The 17,909-nt window shown below is 46.8% G+C and carries 18 protein-coding genes; 10 read left to right on the plus strand and 8 right to left on the minus strand.

Annotated elements, in window-relative coordinates; translation table 11 throughout:
- Positions 1 to 50 precede the first annotated feature (50 nt).
- Positions 51 to 881 (minus strand): alpha/beta hydrolase, encoded by an 831-nt coding sequence (locus tag QT994_RS16345; protein ID WP_333176177.1) that lies wholly within the window; start codon positions 879 to 881, stop codon positions 51 to 53.
- A gap of 158 nt (positions 882 to 1,039) precedes the next feature.
- On the opposite strand from QT994_RS16345, the gene QT994_RS16350 reads away from it, so the two are divergent.
- Complete coding sequence (locus QT994_RS16350; protein WP_006634481.1) at positions 1,040 to 1,240, plus strand: hypothetical protein; 201 nt, start codon at positions 1,040 to 1,042, stop codon at positions 1,238 to 1,240.
- A 153-nt stretch (positions 1,241 to 1,393) separates the two neighbouring features.
- Positions 1,394 to 3,292 carry a BamA/TamA family outer membrane protein gene (locus QT994_RS16355; protein ID WP_333176178.1) on the plus strand — a complete coding sequence of 633 codons (1,899 nt, stop codon included), beginning with the start codon at positions 1,394 to 1,396 and terminating at the stop codon, positions 3,290 to 3,292.
- 312 nt (positions 3,293 to 3,604) lie between these two features.
- On the opposite strand, the gene QT994_RS16360 is transcribed toward QT994_RS16355, so the two are convergent.
- A complete protein-coding gene (locus QT994_RS16360; RefSeq protein WP_333047768.1) occupies positions 3,605 to 4,936 on the minus strand; it encodes a HEAT repeat domain-containing protein in 1,332 nt (443 codons plus the stop codon).
- 45 nt (positions 4,937 to 4,981) lie between these two features.
- Positions 4,982 to 5,533, minus strand: coding sequence for a CPBP family glutamic-type intramembrane protease (locus QT994_RS16365; RefSeq protein WP_333176180.1), 552 nt, complete (start codon positions 5,531 to 5,533; stop codon positions 4,982 to 4,984).
- 56 nt (positions 5,534 to 5,589) lie between these two features.
- Between QT994_RS16365 and QT994_RS16370 the strand changes: the two genes are divergently transcribed.
- A complete protein-coding gene (locus tag QT994_RS16370; RefSeq protein ID WP_333047770.1) occupies positions 5,590 to 5,904 on the plus strand; it encodes an acylphosphatase in 315 nt (104 codons plus the stop codon).
- A 130-nt stretch (positions 5,905 to 6,034) separates the two neighbouring features.
- On the opposite strand, the gene QT994_RS16375 is transcribed toward QT994_RS16370, so the two are convergent.
- On the minus strand, positions 6,035 to 6,685 hold the full coding sequence (locus QT994_RS16375; protein WP_333176182.1) for a phosphoribosylanthranilate isomerase: 651 nt from the start codon (positions 6,683 to 6,685) through the stop codon (positions 6,035 to 6,037).
- A gap of 133 nt (positions 6,686 to 6,818) precedes the next feature.
- Here QT994_RS16375 and psaK point away from each other — a divergent pair, with 133 nt between their 5' ends.
- The 4 genes from psaK to QT994_RS16395 all read left to right on the plus strand — a co-directional run bounded on the left by psaK (position 6,819) and on the right by QT994_RS16395 (position 11,232).
- Positions 6,819 to 7,103, plus strand: coding sequence for a photosystem I reaction center subunit PsaK (psaK, locus tag QT994_RS16380; protein WP_333047772.1), 285 nt, complete (start codon positions 6,819 to 6,821; stop codon positions 7,101 to 7,103).
- Between the two features lie 80 nt (positions 7,104 to 7,183).
- Positions 7,184 to 8,380 (plus strand): site-2 protease family protein, encoded by a 1,197-nt coding sequence (locus QT994_RS16385; RefSeq protein ID WP_333176184.1) that lies wholly within the window; start codon positions 7,184 to 7,186, stop codon positions 8,378 to 8,380.
- An 81-nt stretch (positions 8,381 to 8,461) separates the two neighbouring features.
- Positions 8,462 to 10,411: an adenylate/guanylate cyclase domain-containing protein gene (locus QT994_RS16390; protein ID WP_333176186.1), complete on the plus strand. Its 1,950-nt coding sequence runs from the start codon at positions 8,462 to 8,464 to the stop codon at positions 10,409 to 10,411.
- A gap of 38 nt (positions 10,412 to 10,449) precedes the next feature.
- On the plus strand, positions 10,450 to 11,232 hold the full coding sequence (locus QT994_RS16395; RefSeq protein WP_333176188.1) for a DUF928 domain-containing protein: 783 nt from the start codon (positions 10,450 to 10,452) through the stop codon (positions 11,230 to 11,232).
- 50 nt (positions 11,233 to 11,282) lie between these two features.
- On the opposite strand, the gene QT994_RS16400 is transcribed toward QT994_RS16395, so the two are convergent.
- Positions 11,283 to 12,062 (minus strand): biotin/lipoate A/B protein ligase family protein, encoded by a 780-nt coding sequence (locus QT994_RS16400; RefSeq protein WP_333176190.1) that lies wholly within the window; start codon positions 12,060 to 12,062, stop codon positions 11,283 to 11,285.
- A 142-nt stretch (positions 12,063 to 12,204) separates the two neighbouring features.
- Between QT994_RS16400 and QT994_RS16405 the strand changes: the two genes are divergently transcribed.
- Together QT994_RS16405 and QT994_RS16410 are read left to right on the plus strand one after the other, a co-directional pair.
- Positions 12,205 to 12,531, plus strand: a complete 327-nt coding sequence (locus QT994_RS16405; protein ID WP_015177073.1) for a thioredoxin family protein — start codon at positions 12,205 to 12,207, stop codon at positions 12,529 to 12,531.
- A 233-nt stretch (positions 12,532 to 12,764) separates the two neighbouring features.
- Positions 12,765 to 13,976 (plus strand): LL-diaminopimelate aminotransferase, encoded by a 1,212-nt coding sequence (locus QT994_RS16410; RefSeq protein WP_333176192.1) that lies wholly within the window; start codon positions 12,765 to 12,767, stop codon positions 13,974 to 13,976.
- Positions 13,977 to 14,228: 252 nt separating this feature from the next.
- Here the strand turns inward: QT994_RS16410 and QT994_RS16415 are convergent, their stop codons facing one another.
- Both QT994_RS16415 and surE read right to left on the minus strand, forming a co-directional pair.
- Entirely contained in the window at positions 14,229 to 14,627 is a 399-nt protein-coding gene (locus tag QT994_RS16415; protein WP_333047778.1) for a hypothetical protein, read from the minus strand.
- Positions 14,628 to 14,754: 127 nt separating this feature from the next.
- A complete protein-coding gene (gene surE, locus QT994_RS16420) occupies positions 14,755 to 15,561 on the minus strand; it encodes a 5'/3'-nucleotidase SurE (RefSeq protein WP_333047779.1) in 807 nt (268 codons plus the stop codon).
- 209 nt (positions 15,562 to 15,770) lie between these two features.
- Between surE and pheS the strand changes: the two genes are divergently transcribed.
- Positions 15,771 to 16,775 (plus strand): phenylalanine--tRNA ligase subunit alpha, encoded by a 1,005-nt coding sequence (pheS, locus tag QT994_RS16425; RefSeq protein WP_333176194.1) that lies wholly within the window; start codon positions 15,771 to 15,773, stop codon positions 16,773 to 16,775.
- 219 nt (positions 16,776 to 16,994) lie between these two features.
- Here the strand turns inward: pheS and QT994_RS16430 are convergent, their stop codons facing one another.
- On the minus strand, positions 16,995 to 17,441 hold the full coding sequence (locus tag QT994_RS16430; protein ID WP_333176196.1) for a hypothetical protein: 447 nt from the start codon (positions 17,439 to 17,441) through the stop codon (positions 16,995 to 16,997).
- Positions 17,442 to 17,909 lie beyond the last annotated feature (468 nt).

Genomic DNA, 17,909 nt, shown 5'->3' on the forward strand with positions numbered 1-17,909 from the left:
ATTAGTGGCTTATCACAATTTTTAGGATTCGGCTTCTTGGACAGTTTGTCTTAATTATTCAAAAATTTACAAGTCAACTTCGCCATAATTTGAGCTTGAGTTTGGGGCAACCCGTGAGCAGCATTAGGAATAATTGCTAACTCGGCCCCTGGTATCTCGTTAGCGTAGGTTTCACAGTGCCATAGAGGAATTGTTTCGTCACTCTCTGCTGCGATTACTAAGGTAGGAATTTGCAATTTGTGAATTTCTTTTTCTACTGTATCAACTGCGTCTTCAGGCCGCATCCGGCTCATTAAAAATGACCTTGCTACTGGTTGAGACATTAACTCCCTGCGCCACCCGGAAATTTGCTGCAATTTCTCACTTTTTCCAGCTAAACTAGCAAAAGGTTTTGCCAACTGCAAGGCCCAATCAACGGCTGGGGTTTCCCACAGCAGCGGCCGCAAAGCATCGTATTGACCGCAAAAACTGTCGTCCCGAATTCCGGCTGGTGCTGCTAACACTAAACTGCTAACAGAATTAGGATATTTGAGGGAATATGCAGATGCTACCCAACCGCCAAAAGAATGTCCGATAATGCAGCAGGGTTCGATATTTAGTTGTTCTACAACTTGCCGCACAAAAGCAACTTCTACAGCTACGTCATAGCGGATTTCTGGTTTGCTGGATTCTCCAAAACCTAACATATCTAAACTGATGCACCGAAACTGAGATTGCAATAACTCAATTAATGGCAGCCAGCAAGTCTTTTCTCCGAAGAAACCGTGCAGCATCAATAAGGGTCTGCCGCACCCGATGTCGAGGTAGGCTGCTGTTTGGGTGGTGCTATTGACAAATGTACTTAAGGTGTGCTTTTGTCCTACAACTGCTTGAGACTGCATGGGGATCGACTCCGGATAGGTAAGAAATATTTGTAAACAATTGTAACAAAATAGCAGTCCAAAGGTTAAAGTTCATTACGGAGTACACAATTAGAAATAGACCATGATATTCTCTATGATTATTAGAAAATACTACAAACTCAAAGCAGGAGAACACTTTGAACTCTACTTTAAAACAGTACCCGGCTTGCTCTCTTCGCGAAGATGTCAGTGAGTACGTAGCACACCTACAGCTTCACATGACGTTACAAGCTCGCAACTTGCTCCCTACCATTACCACCGCTAAGGATAGTCGCGAACAACTCTTGCAGCAGACTCAGGCTCATTTTGAGAAACGAGTTTCTCGACAAGCTATTTAAACAAATTTTACGATCGCCCGCGGTCGAACTTTTCCACCTTTCAGCATCCCAGAAACCCGGTAGCCTCAAAAATACCGGGTTTCTTTTCGGCTAATTACGCAGGGGGCCAGGTTTTGGGTAATATGCGTTGGGTGTGCTTTAAATTTAATGTCTATGCGAATTCCGATTATTGCATTTTTGACTTTGGCTGCGCTGACTGGCGGCGAATTGGCAGCGCGGGCGATCGATCCGAGTGCCGCACCGACTGAGGCGGAGTTTAGAGAGGGAACCGCAGAGGCACAGAGGGCGCAGAGGGAGGAGGATGAGGTCATTGCTGACAACTTAACGTCAAACCCACCGTCTCTGTTGTTTGTAGCGAAGTCTAGATCCCCCCTAACCCCCCTTAATAAGGGGGGGACAAGAAATATTCTCAAAGTCCCCCTTGTTAAGGGGGATTTAGGGGGATCTAGACTCGACTACAAGCGAGATTTATTATCGGTTTCAGTCTTAAGTTCTCATCAATCGGATGAGGTGAACCCAACTGTGCAGAACTTGCCGGCATCCGATGAGTTCGCAGCTTCTGGAGAAGTACGCGCGCCGCAGCTATCCCCTAGGGAATCGCCCTCTCTCAAGTCCAGCCACAAAAAAGATTTTACATCTCTGTTAAAAACTCCGGCGAGGATCGCGGCAAAAGCCGAAATTCCCGAAGCAGTAAACAGCAACGCCCGACAGCTAGGCGGTACTCTACAAATCAGCCAAGCAAGCAATGCTGAAGGCGTTTACGTTGCAGAGGTAAAAATTCGCTTTGTTAATTCCCGAGGTGAAGCTGTTGATAAAAAAGGGAATCCGGTTGAGGGCAGAATTTCGGAAGATTTTATCCGAGGTGAGCTCAAACTCAAGGCGGGGGATAACTACAGCCGGGAAGTTGTACGATCGGATTTACAGCAGTTGCAGCAATTGGGATTGTTTGACAAGGTTACGGTTTCGATCGAAGAAGTTGGCACAGATGTTAATGTAATCTACAACGTTCAAGAGCGCTCGGCTCGCTCTTTTAGCGTGAGTGCCAGTCTTAGTGATGATATAGGCGTTGCTGTTCCTCTTTCCTATACCGATCGAACTTTCGGAACAACCCCGCAGCGGCTGGCGGTGGAACTTCAGCCCAGCCTCCGAGGTATCCAGTACGATGTCCAGTTTGTCAGCCCTTACGTTGCCGCCGAAGACCGTTTGGGATACAGTGTGAGAGCTTTTGGCGATCGCAGAATATCGGAAATTTTCAACAAAGATATTGATTTGCCCAACGGGAACCGAGTTCGGGAGATTCGGATGGGGGGAAATCTCAGGTTTACTAGACCTTTGGGCGATTGGCAATCGACTTTGGGACTGAATTATACAAATATCAGTACGCGCGATCGCAACTTAAATATCGCCCGCCGCGACGAACTCGGCAATCCTCTCACATTCAGCGGTAGTGGCGTTGACGAGCTATACACTGTTTCTTTTGGTGCGATGCTCGATCGGCGGGACAATCCCTTCAACCCCACCAGCGGCTCGATTCTCAGCCTCAGCACCGAGCAGTCGATACCTCTGGGTCGAGGCAACATTGTGAGTAACAGGCTGTTAGCCAATTATATACAATATGTACCAGTAACTTTGTTGGGCATCAGCGAGTCTGAAGCCTTGCCCGAAATGCTGGCTTTTAACTTGCAAGCGGGGACGGTAATCGGGGATTTGCCACCAACGGAAGCTTTTCGCCTCGGCGGCCGCAATTCCGTGCGGGGTTACGATAGCGGGGATATTGGCAGTAGCCGGAGTTATTTTTTAGCTTCCGGCGAATATCGGTTTCCTGTGGGTCAGGATGTTGGCGGCGTGATATTTGTTGATTTTGCGTCGGATTTGGGAACGGGAGATAGCGTACTCGGGAAACCGGCGGTAGTCAGGGACAAACCGGGGACTGGGGCGGGTGTTGGGTTAGGTGTGAGGGTGCGATCGCGCTTTGGATTAATTCGCTTAGATATGGCGGTTAGCGACTCCGGCGATCTCCAATTTATACTCGGTACAAAGCAACGTTTTTAAGAATAGTGCAACAGATCAGTTAACTCACAGTCTTAAATAGATTTTGCGCGACGCAATTGCCGCCAAACCCGTTGGCAGGGCATCATCAAACCTATGGGCCTCGGCTGGCGGGGTGTCGGTGATTTCTGCTAAGAATTGGGTAAATTGTCGAGACAATAATTGAGTTTGATTTCGTTCCTCAACCCAACCTCTACAGTTTGTGGTAGTAATCGAAATTGAGTGAAATACAGCACCTCGGTAAGGACACAACAATGTTGTATCCCTACTGTGTTTTAGGCAATTGATAATTGCTATATTTATGCTAGTAACTTCTTAACGCTTTGGTTTCTTCACCTCAACAGTTTTCGCCTTAGCAGGCGGAGTGCGCGGATAAAACTTAAACTTATTGAGCGCAGCACTTGCCGATTTAGCCACACCGCTATCTGTATCCCGCAAAGCTTTTTGTAGCAGCGGAATCACTTTTTCCGACTTAATCATTGCTAGTGCTTCCACAGCAGCTTCGCGCACCTCCGGGTGAATATCTTGAGCTAATTTTCCCAAGGTTTCTATTGCTCGCTGTCCTTCGGCTCTCAGAGCATTAGCAGCAGCCATTTTACCTAAAGCATACGCTGCAAACTTGCGGGTTTCTTTGTCCTGACTTTGAACACATCCCATCAACTGCGGTAGGGAATAGCTTGGTGCTTGTCTGGCAATTGGAAGCAGTGGTTCGACTTCTGGTTGATGTAAATCAATCGGTTGTGGTTCCGGAAAATCCGTGTAATTTAACTCTTCTTCAACGTCTGTTTGATTTAACTCGCTTGACAGTTCTTGCCAAACTTCTTCTTGTGATAAACCTTCGGCCAATTCTGTGGGATTTAACTGACTGAACTGCTGATCCGGGACTTCTTGTTGTACATTACTTTCGTACTGCTCTTGCAAAGACCTGATAGTAGCTTGCATCTGAGCTTCGTGAGTTCTCAACTGCTCGTGAGCCGCTTGCAACTGACTCTCGTATTGCTCTTGCAAAGCCTCCATATTTAACTGCATCTCAACCTCTCGGTTCTCATATTCCTCGGCAATTTGCCTCAAGCGAATTTCGTGTTCATCTTGCAGGTTTTGCAAATGTTGCTCCATCTGAGCTTGATAACTTAGATGCAATTCGTCAGCAACTCTGAGTAAATGATTTTCGTGTTCTGCTTGCAAAGATTGGATATTTTGCTGAAGCCTAGCATTGTTAGCAGCCTCTAATTCCTCGCTGATTTGTCGCCGCAGCTCATGCTCGTCTACGGTGGCAACTGGTTGGAGCTGACTGTTGCGTTCTGCCCGAACTTGTTGGAGCTGACTGTCGCGTTCTGCCCGAACTTGTTGGAGCTGATTTTCGTATTGAGCTGCAACTTGTTGGAGCTGGTTTTCGTATTGGGTAGTAACTTGTCTGAGTAAATTTTCGTGTTCGATAGTAGCTTTTCTAAGCTGATTTTCCCGTTCTCCTTGCTGAGATTCGACAGCTTGTTGCACGCGAGACATCTGAGCTATTTCTATTTCCTCAGTAATTCTGCGAGTTTGCTGCAAGTATTCTTGCTTTTGCTTGTTTAAGCGCTTTTCCACTAACCAGTAAGCAACTGCTATCCCTGCCAAAAAACCTACGATCGCTCCTATGATAGCCACGACTCATCTCCTCCGGACAAAATAGTTATTCTGGACTTTTTACATTTAACCATACAGCCTCCTGTAACCCCCCAATAGCAGCAGCCAGGCTGTCACTGCGAGCCAGTGAACCGCCACCGCAGGCCAGATAGAACCGCTTTGCAGGTATGCGATGGAGCACGCAACTCCCAAAATTGCCGCCAGCAGCAAAAACACTGGATTCATAAAGGTCGATCGACCAACCGGGTAAAAAGTCAGCGCGTTCAGCGGGTGGTAAACTACAAAAACCGCCAAACTCGCGCATCCCCAAAACCACAGCATTAACCCAGAAGCCTTCTCGAACGGGTGCGGCAGCATTAACACCCGGAACAATAATTCCTCGGTGATGCCCGGACTTAACAAACAGCCAAGAAGCACTCCCACAATTGTACGCCGAGAGGTTTGCACGTCTACTTTTAGAAATCCCGACCAAAAACCCACGGAAAGAGCGATCAAAGTGTAAACCAGCGCGATCGTAACTGCAACCAGGCAATCAGTGAAATCGGGAATAGTTGAAAAAGCCAGTGTGACGCGGCGTACTAGCAATCCCAGCAGCGGGATCGCACTAAAATTTAACATAATCAAACTGATCCTTAAAAATTTCCAACAGATGTTACCAGTAAGTTAACCCGTGTATGCAAAACCAATCACCCCCGCCCGTCAGAGTCCACGTTTTTGTTTCCGGAGTAGTTCAAGGAGTAGGATACCGATATTCAACGAGGAATCAAGCAAAGTATTTCGGCCTGGGCGGCTGGGTGAGAAATCTCCCTGATGGCCGCGTCGAGGCTGTCTTTGAAGGCTCCAAAAAAGCTGTTGAAGGAATGATTAGTTGGTGCCGCCGCGGCCCCACCGGTGCTAGGGTTAGTGAGTTGGTTTTGGAATACGAAGACCCGGAGGTCGATTCCCTTCAAGATAGCTCCGCCGCGCGTACTTTTGAGATCCGCCGATAAAACAATAAAGAGCATAAACTGCGGTTGAAACCGCTACTGTAGAAACTAGGTCCGCCTTGTATAAGGCAGGCTTCGTTCACGCTGACTAAAGAATGAATCGCATAAAAAGCGCGAATTTGGTATTGCCAATTCATCCATGATTAGCAAGTTGACTTAAATTAGCAAACAATTGAGCAACTTTGGTCAAATCTTTATCTCCCGGCGCTATTTCTACGCCGCTAGAAAGGTCAATACCGCTGAAGTTATTGCCGATCGCGCTATCAATTGCATTTAAAATATTATCAGGTGTTAAACCGCCCGCCAGCAGCCAAGGACACTGCGGTCTAAACTCTGATAACATCCTCCAGTCGATCGTTTGGCCAGTGCCGCCGAGTTGATTGGGATGGTAAGCATCGAGCAGTAAAGTATCGACACGAACAGCGTAAATAGCGGCAGTCTCTAGAGTTTCAGGAGTCTTAACTCTCAGGGCTTTGATAATTTCAATTCCCGGCAAAAACTCCCGCAGTCGATCGCAATATTCCACTGTTTCATCTCCGTGCAACTGCACCCCACTTAAATTTGACACTGCCGTTACTTGACAGATATTTTCTATTGTGGTATTTGCAAAAACGCCGATGCGATCGACATTTTCCGGCAACTGCTCGACAATGAGCCGAATAGTTTCTGGACTGACATAGCGGGGGGAAGTAGGCACGCAGATAAACCCCAAAGCCTGGGCTCCCAAGCGGGCGATCGCCATTCCTTGGTCTAATTTAGTGATTCCGCAAATTTTAACCCGCACTCCTCGTCCTCCGTTCCGAATTTGTATCAAAATATCAACGAATTGTTAACTATTAAAACAAATCTTAGTTTAATGCAAACCGCTTTTTATAATCGTGGAAATCAATTTATCTGTGAAATCAGGAGATAAGAACGTGATCAACTCATCTTTGCTGTTAGCCGTACAATCTACCGCTCCCTCAACACCCGAGTGGTCGCCAATGGTAGGACTGACAATGATTTTATGTAATTTGCTGGCGATCACGATCGGCTACTACGGCATCTCCAAGCAAAACCGAGGCAAGGGCCCAGCTTTACCTGTTGCACTCCCTGGAATGTTCAAAGGCTTCGGCGTACCAGAATTGCTGGCAACAGCCAGCTTCGGTCACTTGCTCGGAGCCGGAGTAATCTTGGGCTTGGGTAACGCCGGAGTTCTGTAAAAATCCGGGGAAAGGCAAAGGCAAGGGGTAGAAAAGATATAATAGAAACTCTTTCTTGCTCTCCTTTCCCAGGAAACTTCATGCAGACAGGTTGGCGAATCGGCTCTTTATTTGGCATCCCCCTACTTATAGATTATTCGTGGTTTATAATTTTAGCCTTAGCAACCCGCGAATACGCAAACAGTTACCACCGGTGGGGGACTGCGCTCTCCTGGAGTGCGGGGTTAGCAATAGCTCTGCTGCTGTTTGCTTCCGTACTCTTGCACGAACTCGGACACAGCTTGGCGGCGATATCGCAAGGCATTAAAGTTAATTCTATTACCTTATTCTTATTTGGCGGGGTAGCTTCGATCGACTCGGAATCAAAAACTCCTGGTCAAGCTTTTCAAGTAGCTATTGCCGGCCCTCTCGTGAGCTTTGCGCTGTTTTTAATCCTCGGTTTGGGTGCTCAAGTTCTTCCCACGCAAAGTTTGCTAGCAATTGTCACCGAAAGGGTAGCACTAATCAATCTCGTTTTGGGATTATTTAACTTAATTCCCGGTCTACCTTTGGATGGAGGACAAGTTTTAAAAGCAGCAATTTGGAAAATCACCGGCTCTCGATTTGCCGGCGTCCGCTGGGCGGCAAAAACAGGACAAGTTTTAGGTTGGCTGGCTGTTGCTTTGGGTCTGAGTTTATGCTTTTTAGCCCACGAGTACGGCGGCTTGTGGATTGCGCTGATCGGCGGGTTTGGCATTCGCAATGCCACTGCTTATAGCCGATTGACTTCACTGCAAGAAGCCTTGATTAAAATTAAAGCCAGCGATGCTATGAGCCGCGAGTTTCGAGTTGTAGATGCAGATTTAACTCTGCGAGAATTTGCCGATCGATATTTGTTAGAAGTCAATCCGTTTCCATTTTACATTGCTGCGACCAACGGCCGGGATTTGGGCTTAGTGTCGATCGACGATATCCGCTTCACAGAACGCAGCCAGTGGCAAATTCAGACTTTGCACAACATTTTGAAACCCCTGGGAAAAACCCCCACAGTCTCAGAAAAAGCATCCCTCGCAGAAGTAATTAACAGCATGGAAGCCCGTCAACTCCCCCGAATCATCGTCCTCTCGCCGATTGGTTCAGTAGCGGGCACGATCGATCGGGGCGACGTGGTTAAAGTTTTGGCAAAATACCTCAAACCCCAGATTTCCGAAGGCGACATCAAGCGCAGCAAAGAAGAAAACAGCTATCCTCAAGGATTGCAGTTAAGTGCGATCGCCAAAACCGCACAAGAAAACTAAAAATTGGGCATCGGTAAGGGGTATCAGTGATAAGTTAAGATGTAGGATACTTTGTCAATGAGGGTTGAAGCAAAAAATTTTATGCCCAAATTCTTTAGTAGAATTTATCAGAAATGGGCAGATGGACGTGGAAAAAACTTAACTTATTTCTTCCCCTTCCCTGACTTGCAGCCTCTTGCTATTATCTGGATTGTCGTGACCGGAACTCTATTGGGAGTGAGGCATTTAGGCGGGTTGCAGCCACTAGAATTAAATGCTTACGACCTCATGGTGCAGTTGCGTCCTGATCAGGGCCCTGACCCCAGGTTGCTGATAGTTGAAGTCACTGAGCGGGATATTAATACTATTGAAAAATGGCCAATTTCCGATCGCACTTTAGCAAAAGCGATCGCCGAAATAGCGCGTCTTGAACCCCTAGCTATTGGCATCGATATAATTCGCGACATTCCCTACGAGCCGGGGAATGCAGAATTAGCAATTCAATTTAAAAACCCCAAAGTATTTCCGATTACCTTCCGGGGCTACTCAAAGCTGCAGCGAGTGCAACCAAATCCTAACATACCAGAGAAACGGGTAGGATTTAACGATTTAGTAGTCGATCCAGACCGTATAGTGCGTCGCAATTTGATGTTTGCTAGCGAGGGTAAAACGACACAGACTTCATTGTCAATGCGGCTAGCTTTTGCCTATTTGGATAGTAAAAAAATAGAGTCTAAATTGACAGAAAAACAAGAAGTTCAGGCAAATAAAATAGTCTTTTCAAAATTGCGCTCTGACTCAGGAGGTTATCAAAACATTAATGCCCAAGGCTATCAAATATTGCTCAATTACCGATCTTCTAAAAAGATAGCAGAAATTGTAACACTAAGTCAAGTTTTGGAGGGCCAAGTTGACCCCACATTGGTAAAAGGTAAAATAGTTTTAATCGGGGTTACAGCCCCAACTGTAAAAGATATTTTTTCTACCCCTTACAGCGCTACTAAAAACGGTAATATCCAGACGCCTGGGGTATTAATTCATGCAACTGCCACCAGCCAAATTCTCAGTGCAGTTTTAGACGGCAAACGCCTATTTTGGTATTGGGAGGAATGGCAAGAAATTCTCTGGATTGCTGTTTGGAGTGCAGTGGGCGGCTGTTTAGCTTGGCGGCTAGAAAAATCCCTGAATTTGATGGGAAGTGCGATCGCAGCTTGCGGCTCATTATTCGGATTCACCTTTTTCCTCTTCATGCAACAGGGGTGGATACCTCTAATAGCTCCAGCCCTGGCCCTTTTAATCACGGCAGGAGTCGCAGTTACCTATAAATACGAGCAGTCGAGGCAACAGCAAGGGATTGTGATGAAATTATTAGGACAACAAACTTCACCTGCGATCGCAAATGCCCTGTGGAAAGAGCGCGTCCATCTGCTCGAATCAGGGTTATTGCCAGGGCAAAAAGTTACTGCTACGATCGTCCTCACCGACTTGCAGGGTTTTAGTACAATCTCCGAAAAACTACCACCAGAAGTGGTAATGAGTTGGTTAAATGAGTATTTATCAGCAATGGCGCAAGAAGTCCAAGAACATCAAGGCGTGATTAATAAATTTACCGGAGATGGAATGCTGGCAGTATTTGGCGTACCCATTCCCCGCACCACTCCAGAAGAAATTGCAGAAGATGCTCGCCTCGCCGTATCTTGCGCTTTAGCCATCAGTTCCCGCTTGCCAGAAATGAATCAAAATTGGCTTGATCGCGGTTTACCTGTCGTAAAAATGCGAGTAGGCATCTTTACAGGGCCTGTTATGGTGGGTAGTCTGGGAGGCACAACCCGTTTAGAATATGGAGTGATCGGCGACAGCGTAAATATTGCCTCTCGCCTGGAAAGCTGCGAAAAGGAGCGGCACGAGGACACTTGCCGGATATTGATTGCAGAAGAAACCTTTGTGCATCTGGCGGACAAATTTGAGGTAGAATCTTGGGGAGCTTTACCGTTAAGAGGCAGGGAACAAAAAGTTAATGTCTACCGGATTTTGGGAAGAAAAAAGAAATAAAAAGAAAGAATCTATCCCTACAAATTCATGGAGTTAATATGAAAACAATTACTAAGTTTCTCATCAATCTGACATCTGTTGGCTCAATAGTATTGATAGCAACACTTAATGCTTCCCAATTAGCAGTTGTGGGACAGCCGCTTCCCCCGAATGTGGGCCAGCCACCCACTGAACCGGGAGGGCCGCGCTTCGTTCAGCCCCGTGAAGATATAGATGAGCGACCCCCCACTCAACCGAGACGCCCTGTGCGCGGTGGCTGCGCGAGCATTAGTCAGCTAGGTCTCACAGCCTTAGTGCCTAAAAATAAGATCGGACGGACTGTTTCCGACTATCCAACATTCTTGTTCTACTTGCCTCAAACAGAGGCGCAATCAGCCGAATTTATCCTACAAGATCCAAGCGGCAAGCCGATTTATAAACAGGATGTCACAATTAGCAATTTATCAGGGGTGATCGGCGTTAGTATCCCTGCTGACAAAAATGTGCCACCCTTGGAAGTAGGCAAAAGTTACACTTGGAATTTGACAGTGATTTGCGACTCTCAAGACCGATCGAGCGATCAGATCGAAAGCGGTACTGTACGGCGAGTTGAAATCAGTGCAGATATCCGTCGTAAATTAGATCAGGCAGATCCGCGCCAGAAAACCGTTATTTATGCTGAAAATGGGATTTGGCAAGATGCCCTCAGCACCCTAGCTGCCGCTCGCCGCGATCAGCCTAATGATGCAGCGCTCAAGGCTGATTGGGAAAGCTTGCTGGATTCAGTAACATTGGGCCAAATTGCCAAAGAGCCGATAGTTGAAATTGAGCAGCAGCCATAGATGAGTTTTCCGATTTTAGATTGGCGATTTTAGCGAGATACCCGACTTCTTCAATAAGTTAGGTATCTAGTATCTAATATATTTTCCTTCTTCCATCTTCCTTCAATATCTGCTATATCCTGCCATTCCCGATCCGAAAGCGGCTGCACTTCCAAATCAATTTCAAAACAGCGACAAGCAGCCGCACTCAAAACATCAATTACAGTTGCAATTAAATCATTCCCATCTGAAGAGAGAGGTAATTTCACAGGAATTAATTCCTCCCCAAACACTTGAGAAAATAATTTAACATCCGGCTGCAAACGCATCGAACCGTGCTGCAAAATAGCATCACCCCGTCGCAATTGCGCGCTACCAATTAACTTGCCGCCATCAAGTGTAACTAAATCCGCACCCGTCGCAGTACCAAAACAATTCGGATTGTGAATATAACCCCGTCCCGCTTCCCCGTATTGCAAATCCAAACCCATCGCCCTCCAACCCTCAATCAAAAACTCGCAAATAGTCTGATAAGCTTTCAGACGGCTGCTTCCAAATCCCGACGCCACAACTGCATAAGTTAAATCCCCTTGGTGCAGCACGGCGCGCCCGCCGCTGGGCCTCCTCACTAACTCCACAGGCATTCCCTGCCAAGACAAATGCTGCCAAAACTCCGGCCACCTGCGCTGGTGGTAGCCCAAGGAAATCGCCACCGGTTGCCAAGTGTAAAATCGCAGAGTTGGCGGATGTTTGCCCGCTAGATGCTGTTCCAGCAGCCATTGGTCGATCGCCATCTGCACGCTACCAGACCCCGACAACAGTGGAATTAAACGCCATACAGAATTAGCCATCAGTCTCCCGTCCTGAGTTCGCACTCAATAATTCGCAGAATGTTTTAAAATTAGTAACAGTTTTTTGGGCCTGTCTTCTAAGTTGGTGCAAGTTTCACCGAGCGGTGCTTTAGAAATAAATAGAAAAAATAATCCCAGAACCATGAGCAACAGTGTAATTGTCATTAACGACGAAAAATTTGAAACAGAAGTCCTGAAAGCAGAGCAACCAGTGCTTGCCTATTTTTGGGCTAGTTGGTGCGGGCCTTGCAAACTGATCGCGCCTTCGGTAGACTGGGTGGCGGCCAACTACAGCGATCGGCTGAAAGTGGTTAAAATGGAAATTGACCCCAATCCTAATACTGTCAAGCAGTATAAAGTAGAAGGAGTCCCAGCTCTCAGGCTGTTTAAAAATGCCGAAGTAGTGCTTTCTCACGAGGGAGCTATTACTAAACAAACTTTGGTCGGTTTGCTCGACGCTCACTTATAAAGTTTGGAAACGATTCGGGAGTTTCCAACTCCCAACTTAGAATTATAACAAGCACAAATATTTTTTTTTTCAGACCTCTCTTTTCTCCTCGATATTCCTCTCTAACTCTGCGCCCTCTGCGCTCTGTGCGGTTAGTAAAAAAAATAATTCACAAAGCCCATAAAAATGTAACATAAAAAATAATTTAGCTAATATAAAAATATTCATTAAAATCCCCCAAAAATACAGAAGATATGCAATTTGCTAAACGTTTAGATCCACTGCAATTTAATGTATTTGCCGATATGGATCGGGCAAAAGCTCAAGCTAGAGCAGCGGGGCAAAAGGTGATTGACTTGTCTCTGGGTTCTTCGGATTTGCCTGCGGCTGCTCACATTACAGATGCGATCGCACATTCTCTGTCCGACACCAGCACTCACGGCTATTTGCTATTTAACGGCACAAGAGATTTCCGGGATGCAGCAGCTATTTGGTACGAGCAAAAATTTGGGATTGCAGTCAATCCAGAAACGGAAGTGCTGCCGTTAATTGGTTCCCAAGAAGGCACGGCGCATATGCCTTTAGCTGTACTCAACCCGGGAGATTTTGCTTTGTTGCTCGATCCGGGCTATCCTTCCCACGCGGGCGGTGTGCATTTGGCGGGCGGTCAAATTTATCCGATGCCGATATTAGCAGAAAATGCGTTTTTGCCGATATTTGAAGATATTCCGGCAGCAGTGCTGGCTCAGTCGAAGATGATGGTTTTGAGCTATCCTCACAATCCTACAACTGCGATCGCCCCGGTTGCTTTTTTTGAGAAAGCTGTGGCTTTTTGTCGAGAACATCAGCTTGTTTTAGTTCACGATTTCCCTTATGTGGATTTGGTTTTTGACGATCGCAATTCTGGACTTGAGGCCGCTGGGATCGAGGAAAACCGAAAATTGATGGCGCCGTCAATTTTTCAGGCGGATCGAGATAAGAGTGTGGCGATCGAGTTTTTTACACTATCGAAATCCTACAGTATGGGGGGTTTTCGAGTCGGATATGCGATCGGCAATTCCGAACTAATTGCAGCCCTGCGCCAGGTAAAAGCCGCAGTAGACTTCAACCAATACCGAGGGATTTTGAACGGAGCGATCTCCGCATTAACCGGCCCTCAAGATACCGTCAGAACCAGCGTAGAAACCTTCAGAAAACGGCGGGATGCCTTTGTAAACGCGCTACAGGGCATCGGCTGGCAAGTGCCTGTACCCCCCGCCACCATGTACGTCTGGGCGAAACTGCCGGAACCTTGGGCCCAAGATTCCGTGAAATTTTGCACTCAGCTAGTAGAAACTACAGGAGTCGCAGCTTCCCCTGGTGCCGGTTTCGGGAAATCAGGAGAAGGCTACGTGCGATTTGCCTTAGTCGAGTCGCCAGAAATTTTGGAAGCAGCAGTTAGAAAAATTGCTGAGTTTCTAAATTGAGCGATGTGATATTTGTCAACTTAACCCGAAACACCCTCGTGAGACTTAAGCCCACCAGACTTGAGCTTTCAGGCAGGGGTTAAAACCCCTGCCTGACTGGGGCTTTGACGTTTTTGGACATAGGATGAAGGGCACGGCGTCTAAGTGCTTACCCGTAGCTCAAGATGGATGCAATTGCTAAAATAGTGTGATTTCTACCTAAAGGAATAGATATTGGCACGCAGTATCTGTCACAATCTTTTTTAAGAAATGTTAACGTGAGACATCTTGGGAATTAGCAGTTCCGCTCACCCACTCTAAAAATCCTTGAACTGAATTCTGTCGGGGTAGCGATTGTTCCGTAGCGGCTAGCGCACACCCGAAAAAGACCACACTGCCCAAAATAGCAATCAGCGGAAAAGGCTTACCCAGCCCAAAGTCCCGCTGAAGGCGAGCTAACGGTCTGCTCTCGCGCCTGAGCATCTTTCCCACCGTCAGTTGTTTGAGACTAAAAGGATCGCGCACAAAATGACCGCTCCAGCTAATTACCATATGAGAATGGCAGTGGGGACAAGTGAATAGTCCACTGACCATCCCGACTGGGCCTACGACGCTGGAACGGTTGCATATCGGGCAAGTGACAGAATGAGTGTTATAGGTGGGAGCGTTCATAACTGTTTTTCTTGAGTAAAAAAAACTAACAAGTAATTGGGAGCCTGTGTTAACGCCTAAGGTATAGACCTTGAGAAGCACTTTTCCTTAATTCTTAGTTTACCGCTCCGATCGGGTCAATCGGAGCTCACTGCTTGGGAAAACCTTCAACTTGCCAATCCCGCAACGAGTGCAAGTCTGGAGCACAGGTGAGATTGTACTGCAGCGGAGTAACGGTAATTTTATTGTCGCGAATAGCTTGTACGTCCGTAGGAATATCATGCGGCACTGCCGGATCATGGACTTCTTCTACATCTTCTAACAATTCCCCAGCTAGCCAATAATAAGTTTTGCCGCGCGGATCAGTGCGCTTTTGAAATATGTCGAAATAGCGGCGAATGCCTTGACGGGCGATCGCAACTCCGGTAATTTCTGCTTGTGTCACAGCAGGTATGTTGACATTCAACAGTACCGGTTTCGGCATTGGCTGTTTTTCCAACTGTGCCAGCAAGGTGACAGCGAAATCCACCGCCGGCCCAAATTCCTGCGAAGTAAAGCTGGCGAGGCTAAAAGCAATGCTGGGAATGCCTTCCATAATTCCTTCCATTGCAGCAGAAACCGTACCCGAACAGATGATATCCGTGCCTAAATTGGGCCCGTGGTTGATACCGGAAAGAACAAAATCCGGAGGTTTGTCAAGTAAAGCCCACAAAGCAAGTTTTACGCAGTCGGCGGGAGTGCCCGAACAGGCCCAAGCTTGGACTGCGGGATCAAAAATAGATTCGACAATTTCGGCGCGGATGGGTTGGTGCAGGGTAAGGCCGTGGCCGGTAGCAGAGCGCTCTCTGTCGGGACAAACTACGCTCACGTCGTGGCCAGCGGCGGCGAGAGCGTTGGCGAGGCTACGAATGCCTTGTGCAAAGATGCCGTCGTCGTTGCTAATTAAAAGTTTCATTGAAATTTTTATAGGCCTTATAACAATAGTAAACTAGATTTAACTAGGGCGATCGCTCTAACATCCCATTACTTATTACGAATTATCCGTAAATACCGAAAATCTAAAATATAAAATCAACAATACTGTCGAGCCAAAATTGCGCTAAACTCAACTTGGCCCAAAACCGCCCTCAATCTAAAATCTAAAATCAAAAATCTAAAATCAAAATGACTGTCCAGCTAAGCGACATTGAAACTCAACTAGAAACCCTCGGCCAAGAGTCCAAAAGTGCGATCGCCACTGCCAATACCCTCGAACAACTCGAACAGTTGCGCGTCGGCTACCTCGGCAAAAAAGGCCAACTCTCTCAAATTTTAGGCATGATGGGCAAACTGTCGCCAGACCAGCGGCCCAAAGTAGGTGCGATCGCCAATACTGTAAAAGAAGCTCTGCAAGCCGATTTAGAAGAGAAGCGCGCCGCCCTCCAAACCGCCCAAATAGGAGCCAAATTAGCCTCAGAAACCATTGATGTCACCATGCCGGGGATTTTTCGTCCCCAAGGCCGTATTCACCCCTTAAACGCCGTCATAGACCGCGCTCTCGATATCTTTGTCGGCCTCGGCTACACCGTCGCCAACGGCCCGGAAATAGAAACAGATTATTACAACTTCGAGGCGCTCAACACCCCGCCAGATCACCCAGCGCGGGATATGCAAGATACATTTTACTTGCCAGGCGGCGACTTGCTGCGGACTCAGACATCATCAGTGCAAATTCGCTACATGGAACAGCACAAACCACCGATTCGGATTGTCTCTCCCGGCCGCGTTTACCGCCGCGATACTGTCGATGCTACTCACGCGGCAGTCTTCCACCAAATTGAGCTTTTAGCAATTGATGAAGGTCTAACATTTACTGACTTGAAAGGCACAATTAAAGAATTTTTGCGGCAAATGTTCGGGCAAGATTTGCCGATCCGTTTCCGCACGAGTTACTTTCCGTTTACGGAACCTTCTGCCGAAGTTGATTTGCAGTGGAACGGCAAATGGCTGGAAGTTTTGGGCTGCGGAACGGTCGATCCTAATGTTCTTAAAGGAGTCGGTTTAGATCCAGAAAAATATACTGGGTTTGCGGCCGGTTTTGGGGTCGAGCGGTTCGCAATGGTACTTTATGAAATCGACGACATTCGCCGGGTTTATGCTAGCGACTTGCGCTTTTTGCGGCAATTTTAAAGCATGGTTTGGGGTCGGTTCTACCAACCCTCTAGAGGTCTTGGTCAATGTACCTCAATCTTTCAGTTTCAAGTAAGTAAGTACAAATAAACATTACTGGGGGAGAGGGCGGGTTCTGCAACGATCGACTCGCCCTTACTGTAGATAAGCCCTAAAGCCGCCCCTACAAGCCCCTGCAAGATATTATTGTTTTTTTGCGCTTACCTACTTATTTATTGTCTACTTGCTAAAAACACCCTTGATGCTGTCAACAGCGCTCTCGACAGCATTCTTGGTATTATCTACTGCTTTCTGAGTCCGAGCTGAATCTTCCGATGCTCTTTTCTCAATTGTGGCCGCATCTTTCTTAGCTTTGCGCTCTACTACACTACCATTTTCCGATGCTCGATCGACTTTAGCAGCATTTGTCTTGGCAGTTTCCTTAACCTTCTCTTCTGTATCTCGGATGAAATTCTTGGTTCGTCCAGCATCTTTGCTGGCTTTTTCTTGAACCCCATCGCCCGCATCTGCTGCTGCGATCAAGTTTACGGCAGGAGATGCCATTGCTGCGGTGTTCGAGAAGAACGCACCAGACCACACGAAGGCCATCGCTGACACGCAAAGCACAGTTGTAGCCATCAAGCGTCCTAAAGTCGAAAGCCGTTTCGTAAAAGAATTCAGTTTCATAGAATACAAAAGGAGAAAGGAGATATGACATTCTATTTTTACTCGATCAGAGCGATCGGCGTAACCGTTCTCTAGATAGAGGTTATCCACCGACGAGCGGTTAAAAAAGTTCCCTCTTTTGATAGATTCCAGCCAGGAAAGTCCGTCAATTGTAGATTTGAGACTTGAGATTTGAGATTTGAGATTTGAGATTTGAGATTTGACTCCACAACCGCCATTGGGAATCTTGAACTTGGGTGAGTAGATTGTAAATTGTAGATTTTAGATTAAATATTAAACAAGTGATATCAAATCTGTTAGGAGCGGAATTATTCATATATCTCCGATCTGCATCTGCGTGAATCAGCGTCAATCCCTTGTCATCTGCGGTCCGATAAATTATCTTTTTTTTACCGCAGATGAGGGCAGATAAATACAGATTAACGCAGATGAATGATATCAAATCCGGTTGCACCCTCCATCGGTAAT

It is taken from the genome of Microcoleus sp. S13_B4 (genome assembly GCF_036700885.1).
Classification (GTDB): domain Bacteria; phylum Cyanobacteriota; class Cyanobacteriia; order Cyanobacteriales; family Microcoleaceae; genus Microcoleus.